This window comes from Streptomyces cyslabdanicus, from assembly GCF_052663305.1.
This window is the reverse complement of the sequence record NZ_JBQRUW010000029.1, coordinates 1-14118: the sequence shown is the minus strand read 5'-3', so window position 1 is coordinate 14118 and position 14118 is coordinate 1. Positions and strand designations below refer to the sequence as shown.

10 protein-coding genes are annotated in these 14118 nt (G+C 71.4%); 4 read left to right on the top strand and 6 right to left on the bottom strand.

The features are described from left to right. Window positions 1-1776: a hypothetical protein gene (locus tag ACTYVM_RS18435; protein ID WP_445526934.1), complete on the bottom strand. Its 1776-nt coding sequence runs from the start codon at window positions 1774-1776 to the stop codon at window positions 1-3. Between the two features lie 196 nt (window positions 1777-1972). Continuing rightward, the gene (locus ACTYVM_RS18430; RefSeq protein ID WP_445526933.1) at window positions 1973-2182 is read right to left on the bottom strand and encodes a hypothetical protein; all 210 of its coding nucleotides are present in this window, start codon (window positions 2180-2182) and stop codon (window positions 1973-1975) included. Window positions 2183-2212: 30 nt separating this feature from the next. On the opposite strand from ACTYVM_RS18430, the gene ACTYVM_RS18425 reads away from it, so the two are divergent. Further along, complete coding sequence (locus tag ACTYVM_RS18425; RefSeq protein ID WP_445526932.1) at window positions 2213-3262, top strand: glycoside hydrolase family 18 protein; 1050 nt, start codon at window positions 2213-2215, stop codon at window positions 3260-3262. Window positions 3263-3281: 19 nt separating this feature from the next. On the opposite strand, the gene ACTYVM_RS18420 is transcribed toward ACTYVM_RS18425, so the two are convergent. The 4 genes from ACTYVM_RS18420 to ACTYVM_RS18405 all read right to left on the bottom strand — a co-directional run bounded on the left by ACTYVM_RS18420 (window position 3282) and on the right by ACTYVM_RS18405 (window position 7437). Further along, on the bottom strand, window positions 3282-4052 hold the full coding sequence (locus ACTYVM_RS18420; RefSeq protein ID WP_445526931.1) for a succinate dehydrogenase/fumarate reductase iron-sulfur subunit: 771 nt from the start codon (window positions 4050-4052) through the stop codon (window positions 3282-3284). Then, entirely contained in the window at window positions 4049-6010 is a 1962-nt protein-coding gene (locus ACTYVM_RS18415; RefSeq protein ID WP_445526930.1) for a fumarate reductase/succinate dehydrogenase flavoprotein subunit, read from the bottom strand. The genes ACTYVM_RS18420 and ACTYVM_RS18415 overlap by 4 nt, the downstream gene beginning before the upstream one ends. A 25-nt stretch (window positions 6011-6035) precedes the next feature. After that, complete coding sequence (gene sdhC, locus ACTYVM_RS18410; protein ID WP_445526929.1) at window positions 6036-6872, bottom strand: succinate dehydrogenase subunit SdhC; 837 nt, start codon at window positions 6870-6872, stop codon at window positions 6036-6038. A 277-nt stretch (window positions 6873-7149) separates the two neighbouring features. Beyond that, window positions 7150-7437 (bottom strand): Rv0250c family protein, encoded by a 288-nt coding sequence (locus tag ACTYVM_RS18405; protein ID WP_445526928.1) that lies wholly within the window; start codon window positions 7435-7437, stop codon window positions 7150-7152. A 329-nt stretch (window positions 7438-7766) separates the two neighbouring features. Here ACTYVM_RS18405 and ACTYVM_RS18400 point away from each other — a divergent pair, with 329 nt between their 5' ends. The 3 genes from ACTYVM_RS18400 to ACTYVM_RS18390 all read left to right on the top strand — a co-directional run. Next, complete coding sequence (locus ACTYVM_RS18400) at window positions 7767-10037, top strand: ABC transporter family substrate-binding protein (protein ID WP_445527012.1); 2271 nt, start codon at window positions 7767-7769, stop codon at window positions 10035-10037. Between the two features lie 265 nt (window positions 10038-10302). Beyond that, entirely contained in the window at window positions 10303-12219 is a 1917-nt protein-coding gene (gene typA, locus ACTYVM_RS18395; RefSeq protein WP_445526927.1) for a translational GTPase TypA, read from the top strand. Window positions 12220-12819: 600 nt separating this feature from the next. Continuing rightward, window positions 12820-14118 (top strand): peptide ABC transporter substrate-binding protein (locus ACTYVM_RS18390; RefSeq protein WP_445526926.1); only part of this gene is annotated, 1299 nt, incomplete at its 3' end.

The window sequence follows — 14118 nt, the reverse complement described above, 5'->3', positions numbered from 1 at the left end:
CTACGCCGGTCCCGGGCGGCGGCGCCTCCGCGTCCGCGGGCCGCCGTAGCAGGCGGGCGGGCCCCCGTCGGGGTCCTCGGCCAGGAGGATGCCGCCGAGCACCGCAGCGGTGGCGCCGGCGGACGGGTCGGTGGTGGCGGCGCACGGGTTGCCGTGCAGGCGTACGTCCTGTTCGGCGAGGGCGCGGGCCCGGCGGGCCAGGGTGTCGGCGGTCTGCGGGTCGGTCGGGAGGAGGCGCAGCGCTTCCGCCAGCCGGATGCGGGCCGTGGCGCCGACCGCGCCCCGGTGCGTGCCGGCGAAGTCGTCGGCGGCGGCGACGGCGCTGCGGGCGACGAGTTCCTCGGCGGCCGACAGGACGCCGGCCCGCCGGGTACCGACCGGCGCGGTCGCCCGGACGATCCGCCGCAGCGCGTCCAGCGGGTCGTACGGTCCCGTGCCCGGCTCGGCGCGTACCCGGGCCAGCTCCAGATCGGCGTGCGTGACACGGGCGCGCAGCTCACCGACGGCGACGTCGACCGGGACGACCGCCGAGGACGCGCCCGGCACGAGGACGGGTGCCGTGTCGGAGGCGGCGGCCGCCTCCGGTTGCGCGCGGGGTGCCGGCCGCGGCGGCTCCGGGGGCTCGGCAGGCCTCGCGGGGCCGGCGGCGTCCTGGCTCGGCGCGGCCGTGCGGTCCGGCCCGCCGGCCAGCTGCGCCGCGGCGGACTCGGACGCTCGCCGGATCGCCTCCAGATCCGCCTCCGCGCCGCTGAGTGCCGCCGGTACGAGGCGCTCGGCGACCGACAGCTCCTCGGCCAGCCGCTCGACGCCGTGCACGAACACCGCGGTCTGGGCGATCGCGCCCTCGGCCACGCGCAGGTGACAGGCGGCCGCCCGGGGGTTCCCCGCGTCGGCCGACTGATGGGCCCGGTTCAGCCGGGAGGTGGCCAGCACCAGCCGGTCCTTGGCCTGCTCCACCTGGCCCGTGACGGAGGCGACAGCCGCCGGCCCGTACCGTTCGCGCAGCCCGGCGACGGTCGACGCGGCGACCCCCGCACGCCCCGCCAGCTCCCGGAACCGCGCCTCCGCGACCTCCAGCGCCTCGGCCACCCCCCGCTCCAGGCCGCGCAGTTCGTCGAACGCGGCGGCCTCCGCGTCCAGCAGCCGTCCCGCCTCCTCGCAGCGCCCGACCACGCCGGCCAGCGCCTGCCGCCGGGCGGCCGCGTCCTCGGGGACACCGTGGTCGTAGCGTTCCCGCATCCGGCAGGCGGCGGCGAGCTCCGCCTCCGCCTCCCGCACCGCCCGCGCGAACGGCTCGACGGCCGACGCGTCGAATCGCGCCTCGGCGAAGCCGAGTTCCTCCCGGCTGGTACGCACCCAGTCGTCCGCGAGGACGATCAACTCTGCGGACCGCGCGTCGAGTTCATCGGACGGTGGCGGTGGCGGCGAACGCCGTGGCGCGGACGGCGGGGCGGGACCGCCACCGGGGGTCGTACGGGTCCTGGCTCGCCGGGTCCGCCGGACGTACGCGTACCCGGCGAGCACCCCCGCCGTGCCCAGCACCACGAGCGGCAGGGCGAGATAGCCCGGCGACGTCTGGTCCTGCCGCGGTGCGGCGGTGGCGGTCACCGGGGCTGTCCCGGGCAGCGCAACCGCGGTAGCGCTGTTGATCGTCATCCCCGGAAGCACCAGCCACACGAGGCCCGCCACGCCGCCCAGCACGGTGCGCGCCACCCGCCCCGACCAGCGGCGGGCCGCGCACCGCGGCCGGGCCGCCCGGAACGCCGATGCCGTCACATCGGGAGCGTATGACCGCCCGAGCGGGCACGCGACCGGGGCTGCGGCACTGGTGGTGCGCACGGGACACGGCACCACGGGAGGGAACACCAGCATGAAGAACAGACCCGCCGGACAAGACCCCGACGGACCGCAGAGCACGCCCGCCGCGCAGAGCACACCCGGCCGGGCCGCTGCCACCGGCACGAGGAGCACGTCAGGTGCGGACGACTCCGCTGGTGGGCGGGAGGCTGCCGGTGGGGAGGGCGCGTCCGGCGCGGGCTCCGTTGGTGGGCTGGAGACCGCCGACGCTGACGACTCCGCCGGCGGGCCGGAGGCCCCCGGTGTGGAGGGTGCGGAGGGTGCGGAGGGTGTGGCTGGTGTGCGTGGTGTCGGTGGCGCGGCGGGCGGGGCCGACGTCGGGCACGAGGGCGTCGGAGCGCGACGCGCGGCGGACGTGGCGTCCACTGCCGTGAGTCCGGCCCGGCGGACCCGGCGGGCTCTGCGCTGGGTCCGCCGGATCGCCCTCGGCCTCGTTCTGCTCCTGGTTCTGCCGCTGCTCGCCGCCGAGACCGCCCTGAGGGTGAACTACTCGGGCGACCCCGCCGACGGGACGTACACCAGGGGCCAGGACGCGATCTGGCTGGGCCATGCCTGGGTGGACGGCCGGAAGAAGGACGCCGACGTCACCGCCCTCGCCCGCCGGCTGCGCGGAACCGGCATCCGCGACCTGTATGTGCACGCGGGTCCACTCGAACACGACGGCACCCTGCCCAAGTCGTCGTATCCCCGGGCCGGTTGGCTGATACCCGCCGTGCACCGCGCGCTGCCCGGCGTCCGCGTGCAGGCCTGGCTCGGCGACGAGCTGGCCACCGAGAGCCCGGACGGGATGCGACTGGAACGGGCCCGGACGCGTGCGGCCGTGGTCACCTCCACCCGCGAGATCCTGGCGGCCGGTTTCGACGGCGCCCACTTCGACCTGGAGCCGCTGCACTCCGGCGACCGCCACTACCTCGGCCTCCTCGACGACCTGCGCGCCGTCACCCGCGCCCACGGCGTCCCCCTGTCCGTCGCCGCCCACCAGATCGACCCGCTGCCCGCCTTCCACTCCCTGTGGGGGACGCTCACCAACCACCCCAAGTGGTGGTCGCAGGCGTACTTCGCCCAGGTCGCCCGCCGCGTCGACCAGATCGCCGTGATGTCGTACGACACCATGCAGCCGCTGCCGAGCCTGTACGGCGGCTACGTCGCCCAGCAGACCTCCCTCGCCCTGGAGGTCACCCCGCCCACGACCGACCTGCTGATGGGCCTGCCGTTCTTCCACGACAACCGCTTCGGCCACCGCGCCGCCGCCGAGACGGTCCCCGCCGCCGTCCGCGGCGTCCGCCTCGGCCTGACCCGTACGGACGCGGGCCGCGAGCGCTTCGGTGTCGCCCTGTACGTCGACTTCGCCGCCACGGAGGACGACTGGACCGCGTACCGGGAAGGCTGGGCGCACCGGTCGTGAACCGCCCCGGGAGCAGGGCCTACGACGACCGCCGCCCGATCTTCGACCCCAGCCACACCAGCGGGTCGTACTTGCGGTCCACCGCCCGTTCCTTCAGGGGGATCAGCGCGTTGTCGGTGATTTTGATGCCCTCGGGGCAGACCTCCGTGCAGCACTTGGTGATGTTGCAGTAGCCGAGCCCGTGGTCGTCCTGGGCCGCGCGCCTGCGGTCCAGGCCGGTGTCCGCGGCGGCGTCCAGCGGGTGCATGTCGAGTTCGGCGACGCGCATCAGGAAGCGCGGGCCCGCGTACGCCCGCTTGTTGTCCTCGTGGTCGCGCACGACATGGCACACGTCCTGGCACAGGAAGCACTCGATGCACTTGCGGAACTCCTGCGGCCGGTCCACGTCCTCCTGGAACATGCGGTACTCGCCGGGACCGAGACCGGCCGGTGGGACGAACGCCGGAACCTCGCGCGCCTTGGCGTAGTTGTAGCCGACGTCCGTCACCAGGTCACGGACGACCGGGAAGGTCCGCAGCGGGGTGACGGTGACCGTCTCCTCGCGGTCGAAGACCGACATGCGGGTCATGCACATCAGCCGGGGCCGCCCGTTGATCTCCGCGGAGCACGAACCGCACTTGCCCGCCTTGCAGTTCCAGCGCACGGCGAGATCCGGTGCCTGGGTGGCCTGGATCCGGTGGACGATGTCGAGGACCACCTCGCCGTCGTTGACCTCGACCGCGAAGTCCTCCAGGCCGCCGCCCCGGGCGTCACCCCGCCACACCTTGAAGCGGGCCTCATAGCTGCTCACTCGTACAGCTCCTCTTCGGCGAGGTACTTGACCAGCTCCTCCTTCTCGAAGAGGGCGAGCAGGTCGGGGCGAATGGGTTCGGTGGTCTCCCGGGAGAGGGTGATCTGGCCGCGCACGGGGTCCGTCGCCGCCAGCCCGCCCGTCGGGTCGGTGAGCCGGCACAGCAGGTTGATCCGGCGCCAGTCGCGCTCCATCGCCGGGCAGTCCTCGCGGGTGTGCCCGCCGCGCGACTCCGTGCGCTCCAGCGCGGCCCGTGCCACGCACTCGCTGACCAGCAGCATGTTCCGCAGGTCGAGTGCGAGGTGCCAGCCGGGGTTGAACTGCCGGTGCCCTTCGACGCCGGCCCGCCGCGCCCGCACCCGCAGCTCGGCGAGCTTCCTCAGCGCCTGCTCCATCTCGCCCTCGCGGCGGATGATGCCGACCAGGTCGTTCATGGTCTGCTGGAGCTCCTGGTGCAGGGTGTACGGGTTCTCCGGCGGCCCGTCCGCCGGTTCCCCGCCCCGCTCGCCCTCCGCCGAGAACGGCCGCAGCGCCTCCGCGGCCGCCGCGTCCACCTGGGTGTCGTCCACGGCCGGGCGTCCGGGCGCCGCCCGCTGTGCGTACTCGGCGGCGTGCCACCCGGCCCGGCGCCCGAACACCAGCAGGTCGGACAGCGAGTTGCCGCCGAGCCGGTTGGAGCCGTGCATACCGCCCGCGACCTCCCCGGCCGCGAACAGCCCCGGCACCCCGCGGGCCGCCGCCGTGTCGGAGTCGACCGCGACGCCGCCCATGACGTAGTGGCAGGTCGGCCCGACCTCCATCGGCTCCGCCGTGATGTCGACGTCGGCCAGCTCCTTGAACTGGTGGTACATCGAGGGCAGCCGGCGCCGGACGACCTCGGCCGGCATCCGCGTCGAGACGTCGAGGAACACCCCGCCGTGCGGCGAGCCGCGGCCGGCCTTGACCTCGGCGTTGATCGCGCGGGCGACCTCGTCACGGGGCAGCAGCTCCGGCGGGCGCCGGTTGTTGTCCGGGTCCTCGTACCAGCGGTCCGCCTCCTCCTCCGACTCGGCGTACTTCTCCTTGAAGACGTCGGGGACGTAGTCGAACATGAACCGCTTGTCCTCGGAGTTGCGCAGCACCCCGCCGTCGCCGCGGACCGACTCGGTGACGAGGATGCCCTTCACCGACGGCGGCCAGACCATGCCCGTCGGATGGAACTGCACGAACTCCATGTTCAGCAGCGGCGCCCCGGCGAGCAGCGCGAGCGCGTGCCCGTCGCCGGTGTACTCCCACGAGTTCGACGTCACCTTGAACGACTTGCCGATGCCGCCGGTCGCGATGACGACCGCGGGCGCCTGAAGCACGAAGAAGCGGCCGCTCTCCCGCTCGTAGGCGAAGACCCCGGAGACCCTCTCCCCGTCCTTCCCGGCCTCCTCGTCCTTCAGGACCCGGGTGACGGTGCACTCCTGGAACACCTTCAGCCGGGACTCGTAGTCCCCGGTCTCCCGGTGGTCCTCCTGCTGCAACGAGACGATCTTCTGCTGGAGCGTGCGGATCAGCTCCAGGCCCGTACGGTCGCCGACGTGCGCGAGGCGCGGGTACTCGTGCCCGCCGAAGTTGCGCTGTGAGATCCGGCCGTCCTTCGTACGGTCGAACAGCGCGCCCCAGGTCTCCAGCTCCCACACCCGCTGCGGCGCCTCCTGCGCGTGCAGCTCGGCCATCCGCCACTGGTTGAGGAACTTGCCACCGCGCAGGGTGTCGCGGAAGTGGACCTGCCAGGTGTCGTGCTCGTTGGCGTTGGCCATGGCCGCCGCGATGCCGCCCTCGGCCATCACCGTGTGCGCCTTGCCGAACAGCGACTTGCAGATCACCGCGGTACGCGCCCCGCGCTCGCGCGCCTCGATCGCGGCGCGCAGCCCGGCGCCGCCCGCGCCGACCACGACGACGTCCCATTCCTGCCGGTCCACCACGGACATCACAAGGCCTCACTCGTCGGACTCATCAGAAGAACCGCGGATCGTCGAAGGCGCCGGAGGCGACCAGGAACACGTAGAAGTCGGCGAGCGCCACGCTGAACAGGGAGGCCCAGGCCAGCTGCATGTGGCGGGCGTTCAGCCGGCTCACGAACTGCCAGAGGCGGTAGCGCACCGGATGCTTCGAGAAGTGCTTGAGCTTTCCGCCCACGATGTGCCGGCAGGAGTGGCAGGAGACCGTGTACGCCCAGATCAGCGCGATGTTGGCGAGGAAGACGACGGTGCCGAGGCCCATGTGGCCCCAGCGGTAGTGCTGGTCGCGGAAGGCCAGCACGGTGTCGTAGGTCAGGACGCCGGCGACCAGGATCGCCGCGTAGAAGAAGTACCGGTGGATGTTCTGCAGGATCAGCGGGAAGCGGGTCTCGCCGGTGTACTTGCGGTGCGGCTCGGCGACCGCGCAGGCCGGCGGGGACGCCCAGAAGCCCCGGTAGTAGGCCTTGCGGTAGTAGTAGCAGGTCAGCCGGAAGCCCAGCGGGAAGATCAGGATGATGATCGCCGGGGAGATCGCCCACCAGCTGCCGAACAGGTCGGCGTTGGGTCCTGCGTGCATGGTCCGGCAGTTCTGCGCCAGGCACGGCGAGTAGAACGGCGAGACGTACGGCGCCGCGTAGTAGTGCGCGTTCGCGAAGGCCCGCCAGGTCGAGTACACGACGAACGCGAGCAGCCCGGCCGCGGTGGCGGCGGGCGCCAGCCACCAGCGGTCGGTCCGCAGATGCCGGGCGGCGATCCTGGCCCGCTCGGGGGAGCGGACACCGCCGCCGAGCGGATGGGGTGGTGTGCCGGGGGGTTCCGTACTTGTGGCCAATGCGGGACGCACCTTCCTGTCAGGCTCGTCTCCGGGCTGCTGGAGCCGGTGACGAGCCCCTTCGGGTCACTCGCGGGCTAGGGCCTTCCGTTTGGATCATGCCGGGCTCGCGGGGTCTGGCACCGCTCCCCCAAGCTCTTCGAGCAGGGGGTACCCCCAGCCGCGTTGTCGTCGGTTGGCAGGGCTCCGCCCTGCCGTCCTCGTCCGCCTTGCGATGTACGGCACCAGACCCCGCTCCCTGATCCGGCCTGATCCAAACGGAAGACCCTGAGCCGGTTCAGGGGGCGTGGCGGTCGCGGGCGCCGAGTCCCTCGTCGTCCGAGTCCGTCCACAGGGAGATGTCGTAGGGCGCGTCGGAGATGGTGACGAGCGGAGGCTGCTGTGGGGCGGCCTGGTCCCGGGAGACCTCGCGCATCAGGGCGACGCTCTCGCGCAGGTGGTCGGCGTCGATGCGCACGCGGCGTATCTCAAGACCGTCGCCGAGTTGCTGCTCGAGCCGGCTCACCGACCGCAGCAGATCGTCGAGGGCGCGTTGGACCGACGTCAGGTCGTCGTGCACGGACATGCCATGACCTCGCTTCCACGGGCGTACAGCCCTGGGCGGCAACGTTCATGCGCCTGCGAGTGTTGCGCGTCACACCTGCCGGTGGGAAGGGATGTGCCGCGATTGGCGGAACGCACACCCCACGCGCACGCCCGCACGCGCTCCGAGTGCGCCGGAGGCTGTCTGCGCCGAACGAGTGGCCTTGCGGGCCCGCGCCGCCGTGTCGCCTCCGGCTGACGACCCCTTTCCTTTTCAGTGGGCCGTAGATCTGATGAACACCAAAATACCGCCAAATGGGATCAACCCCCACCCGTGCCACCGGCGGGAGCGGCTCCACGGAGGTAGCACAGATGTCCTACGACGGTGTCGGCCCGCGCGCGGTCATGCGCTCGGCCGCCTTTCTGACCGCGGGCGCACTCGCGGTCCCCCTGCTCGCCGGCTGCGGCTCGGACGACGAGGGCAGCAAACCGCTGGCCGCCCAGGACATCGCGCCCGCCGCCCGCAACCAGATCGCCGACGGAGGCAGGCTGCGCTGGGCCGTGGACGCGATGCCGCAGACGCTCAACACCTTCCAGGCGGACGCCGACGCGGGGACCACCCGCATCGCCCAGGCGGTGCTGCCCGCCATGTTCCGGCTCGACGCGAACGGCCACCCGCAGGCCGATCCCGACTACCTGGAGTCCGCCCGGGTGGCCGAGACCGAGCCCAAGCAGGTCGTCCTCTACCGGCTCAACAAGAAGGCCGTCTGGAGCAACGGCCGCGCGATCGGCGCCGCCGACTTCGACGCCCAGTGGCGCGCTCTGTCCGGCAAGGACTCGGCGTACTGGACCGCCCGCAACGCCGGGTACGACCGGATCCAGAAGGTCGAGCGCGGCGCCGACGACCGCGAGGTCAAGGTCACCTTCGCCCGCCCCTACGCAGACTGGCGTTCGCTGTTCTCGCCGCTGTACCCCAAGGACGTCATGGGCACCGCGAACGCCTTCAACGACGGCGCCCGCAGAAAGCTGGCGGTCAGCGCCGGACCGTTCGCCGTGCAGAAGATCGACATCCAGGCCAAGGACGTCGTCCTCGGCCGCAACTCGCGCTGGTGGGGCCGACCGGCCAAGCTGTCCGAGCTCGTGCTGCACGAGGTGGCGCCCGACAAGCGGGCCGCCGCCCTCACCGAGGGGTCCGTGGACGTGGCCGACGTGGACCCCGCCGACGTCCCGCGGATCACGGCCTCCGGCGCCCGGGGCGGCAGCCCCTTCCCGGGTTCGTCCGGCAGCGGCACCGCCGCCAGGGCGCTGCTCTCCTGGGCGGTGCTGCACGGCTCCGACCAGCAGGCGGCCGAGCGCGAGCGCCTCGCGCTGCAGCAGCAGCGCGACTCGCTCAGCACCTACCTGCGGCAGCAGGCGTCGCTGCGTGACTTCCAGGTGCGCAAGTCGCTGGAGCCCGCGTACACCCAGCTCGCCCTGAACGGCTCCGAGGGCCCCCTGGCCGACGAGCGCGTCCGGCGGGCGGTGGCGCACGCGCTGAACCGCAAGGAACTCGCCGAGATCGTCCTGAAGCCGCTCGGCCTGCCCGCGGTCCCGGTCGGCAGCCACCTCGCCCTGTCCGGGCAGGAGGCCTACGCCGACAACAGCGACGCCCTCGGCGACCAGGACGCCGCCCAGGCGCGCGACCTGCTGGCGGACGCCGGCTGGGTGGCCGGTCCGGTCAAGGAGCAGAAGACGGCCGAGAAGCCCGCGAAGTCCGAGCAGCCCAAGACGGGGGACAAGGCGGCCGGCGGTCAGGGCCAGGGTTCGCAGAACTCCGCCGGGGGCGGCGACGGCACGGACACCGGCGGCCAGGACGACCACGGGGCCGACGACAAGGCACCCGGACCCGGAGAGCACGATGGGGACCACCAGGAGCAGCGCGGGCCGGGCCTGGCGGAGGGCGGCCCCGGCGGCAGGCAGCTCGCCTCGGACGGCCGGCAGTACGCCGACGACCACTTCACGCGGGGCGGTCCGCCCGGCGCCTACGCCCCCAAGGGCACCGCCGCGCCGGCACCCGGCGCCGCCGCGGGGCCGCTGGCCAAGAACGGCAAGCCGCTCACACTGCGCTTCGTGGTTCCCTCGGGCCCCGGCTCGGACACGCTGCGCAAGGTGGCCGACCGGGTGACCGCCATGCTCAAGAAGGTCGGCATCGGCACGGAGATCACCAAGGTGTCCGACGAGAGCTACTTCCGGGACCACATCGCCTCCGGGCAGTTCGACCTCGCGCTGTACTCCTGGCCCGCCTCCGCCTGGCCGGCCACCGACGCCCGCCCCATCTACGCCAAGCCCCTGCCGGCCGCCGACGGCTCCCTGAACGTCCAGCAGAACTACACCCGCATCGGCACCGACCAGGTCGACCAGCTCTTCGACCAGGCCGTCGCCACCCTGGACGAGGACGAGCAGACCGGCCTGCTGCGCAAGGCCGACGCCCGCATCTGGGCGGCGGCCGGCTCGATCCCCCTCTACCAGCGCCCTCAGCTGACGGTTGTCCGCAAGAACCTCGCGAACGTCGGGGCCTTCGGCTTCGAGACCCCCGTCTACCAGGACATGGGCTTCCTGAAGAAGGGAGCAGGGGCGGCGGGCGGCGCGTCGCCGAAGGGCTGAGAACGGGAATCCACGGCCGCGGACCACGGCCGGGCGACCCCCAGGGCCCCTCGCCCAGGGGGTCGCCGCCCTTTGTGCGACAAGACCGACTTGTGATCACGCGGACACGCTCCGCGTTCTCGCGCTCGCTCGGCCGCCCCTTTTTATCGACCGCCCCCGAAGGGCCCGTACCATGGACTGAGGCCGTGGCGTGTCCCGCCCGGCAGGGCCCGCGTAACACCGACGTATGCGCAGGTCGTCCGCACACTTCGGGAGTACGCCTCATATGGCCGCGTCTATTACGCGTCACGACATCCGCAACGTCGCCATCGTCGCCCACGTCGACCACGGCAAGACCACCATCGTCGACGGCATGCTGAAGCAGGCCGGCGCCTTCGCCGCGCACCAGCTCGACCAGGTCGACGACCGCATGATGGACTCGAACGACCTGGAGCGTGAGAAGGGCATCACGATCCTCGCCAAGAACACGGCGGTGAAGTACCACCCCAAGGAGGGTGGGGACCCCATCACGATCAACATCATCGACACCCCCGGCCACGCCGACTTCGGCGGCGAGGTCGAGCGGGGACTGTCGATGGTCGACGGTGTCGTCCTGCTCGTCGACTCCTCCGAGGGCCCGCTGCCGCAGACCCGCTTCGTGCTGCGCAAGGCGCTCCAGGCCCGTCTGCCCGTGATCCTCTGCATCAACAAGACGGACCGGCCCGACTCCCGGATCGACGAGGTCGTCAACGAGGCCTACGACCTGTTCCTGGACCTGGACGCCGACGAGGACCAGATCGAGTTCCCGATCGTCTACGCCTGCGGCCGGGACGGCATCGCCTCGCTCACCAAGCCCGAGGACGGGACGGTTCCCGCCGACTCCACCAGCCTGGAGCCGTTCTTCTCCACGATCCTCCAGCACATCCCGGCCCCCACGTACGAGGAGGACGCCCCGCTCCAGGCGCACGTCACCAACCTCGACGCGGACAACTTCCTCGGCCGTATCGCGCTGCTGCGCGTGGAGCAGGGCGAGCTGCGCAAGGGGCAGACGGTCGCGTGGATCAAGCGCGACGGCTCCGTGCAGAACGTGCGGATCTCCGAGCTGATGATGACCGAGGCGCTCACCCGCAAGCCCGCCGAGAAGGCCGGTCCCGGTGACATCTGCGCCGTCGCGGGCATCCCGGACATCATGATCGGCGAGACGCTGGCCGACACCGAGAACCCCGTCGCGCTGCCGCTGATCACGGTCGACGAGCCCGCGATCTCCATGACCATCGGCACCAACACCTCCCCGCTGGTAGGCCGCGGCGGCACCGGCAAGGGCGCCGACGCGAAGGCGGCCGTCAAGGACCGCAAGGTGACCGCCCGCCAGGTCAAGGACCGCCTGGACCGCGAGCTGATCGGCAACGTGTCGCTGCGCGTGCTGGACACCGAGCGCCCGGACGCCTGGGAGGTGCAGGGCCGCGGCGAGCTGGCGCTGGCCATCCTGGTCGAGCAGATGCGCCGCGAGGGCTTCGAGCTGACCATCGGCAAGCCGCAGGTGGTCACCAAGGAGATCGACGGCAAGACGTACGAGCCGGTCGAGCGCATGACGGTCGACGTGCCCGAGGAGCACATGGGCGCCGTCACCCAGCTCATGGGCGTGCGCAAGGGCCGGATGGACAACATGTCCAACCACGGCTCCGGCTGGGTCCGCATGGAGTTCGTGGTGCCCTCCCGGGGCCTGATCGGTTTCCGCACCGAGTTCCTGACCCAGACCCGCGGCACGGGCATCGGCCACTCCATCCACGAGGGCTTCGAGCCCTGGTTCGGCACGCTCCAGACCCGCAACAACGGCTCCCTGGTCGCCGACCGCTCCGGCGCCGTCACCGCCTTCGCGATGACCAACCTCCAGGAGCGCGGCGTGCTCTTCGTGGATCCGGGCACCGAGGTGTACGAGGGCATGATCGTCGGTGAGAACTCCCGCTCCGACGACATGGACGTCAACATCACCAAGGAGAAGAAGCTCACCAACATGCGGTCGTCGTCGGCCGACTCGTTCGAGGCGATCGTCCCGCCGCGCAAGCTCTCCCTGGAGCAGTCCCTGGAGTTCTGCCGCGACGACGAGTGCGTCGAGGTGACCCCGGAGGCGGTCCGCATCCGCAAGGTCGCCCTCGACCAGCGTGAGCGTGCCCGCGCCGCCAGCCGCGCCAAGCACGGCTGAGTGACGGCCGGGGACTCGCCGGCCTGCCCTCGGCTCCAGTGCGCCCACCCGGCAGTACGCGGGTGGGCGCCCGGTTTCCCGCCGGTCGGCGACCGACGGGCCCGTACAGGGTTTTCCCTATAACGGGGCGTCAGTTCTGGCCTCGGGGTCGCCCCTGTGGGAGCTTCGCCGTTGCCGTGGTGGCCGGAACGCCCGGCCCGGGCCGCTCTCGCGCGGCCCGTGAGACGGCACCGGCGGCTTCGCCATGGGCTCACCCGCCGGTCGGCGCAACCGGTTTTCCCTCTCCCGTTGTCCGCTATGCGGACAACGGGGCCCGATAGTTGTGTAACAAGTCCGTTTCGCTGCGATCTTTCACGAAACCCTTTGTCCGGATTTTGGGAGAAGTACGCGGCAGGTGTGATCGAACCGAAACCTTGAAGGTGTGGTTCGTTCCCGTTCGGATGGCAGATAGTTAGGCGCGTAGAGCTCGGATGTCATGCGCTGCAGCCGGCGACGACTCACGAGCGCGGAGGGCCACCCGACGATTTCAGGCACCGGTGACGGTGATGCGTCAGGTGTCCCTCCATGCGGTGAACCAATGGACTCATGAGGAGGAGCCCCATGCGTGGTGCCAAGAGCGCCAAGTGGGTTGCGATAGCCGCGGTTGTGGCGCTGGGCGCGACGGCCTGTGGCGGCAGCGGCGGTGGCAGCGACAAGGGCAGCGACAGCAAGGCCGCGGTCGACCCGAGCGGCAAGTTCTCGGTCGAGGTGGGTGAGCCGCAGAACCCGCTGCAGCCGGCGAACACCATGGAGTCCAACGGCAGCATTGTCATCAAGTCGCTCTTCTCCGGGCTCGTCGACTACGACCAGAGCGGCAAGACCGTCTACGTCAATGCCGAGTCGATCGACTCCAAGGACAACAAGACCTTCACGGTCAAGCTGAAGCCCGACTGGAAGTTCCACGACGGCACCCCGGTGACCGCGGCGTCCTACGTGAACGCCTGGAACTGGGCGGCGAACCCGGCGAACAAGCAGACCAACAGCTTCTGGTTCTCCGACATCAAGGGCTACGACGACGTCGCCCCGGCCAAGGGCAAGCCCAAGGCCGACAAGATGTCCGGTCTGAAGATCGTGGACGACAGCACCTTCACGATCACGCTGAGCAAGCCGATCCCGTACTACGTGTACAAGCTCGGCTACGAGGTCTTCGACCCGCTGCCGGAGTCCTTCTACAAGGACCCGCAGGCCGCGGGCGAGCACCCGATCGGCAACGGCCCGTACAAGTTCGTCAGCTGGCAGCACAAGAAGCAGATCGAGGTTGCCAAGTACGACGACTACAAGGGCCCGAACGCCGCCAAGAACGGCGGTGTGGTCTTCAAGAACTACAGCAACCTCGAGACGGCCTACGAGGACCTGAAGTCCGGCAACGTCGACGTGCTCCGTCAGATCGCGCCGAAGGACCTGCCGGTCTACAAGCAGGACCTTGGCGACCGCGCGGTGGACCAGGCGTACTCGGCGATCCAGACCCTCGGTGTCGCCTACTACACCAAGCAGTGGAAGAACATCGACCCCAAGGTCATCCAGGGCCTGTCGATGGCGATCGACCGCGACACCATCACTAAGACCGTGCTCCAGGGCACGCGTGAGCCCGCCACCGGCTGGGTCGCCAAGGGTGTCCTCGGCTACCAGCCGAACGCCGCCGGCGACGTCACCAAGTACGACCCGGCCAAGGCCAAGGCGCTCATCAAGGAGGGCGGTGGCGTTCCGGGCAACGCCATCTCCATCCAGTACAACGCGGACGGCGGCCACAAGGAGTGGGTGGAGGCGGTCTGCAACTCCATCACCAACGCCACCGGTGTGAAGTGCACGGGCGACTCCAAGCCCGACTTCCAGGCCGACCTGAACGCGCGCGACAACAAG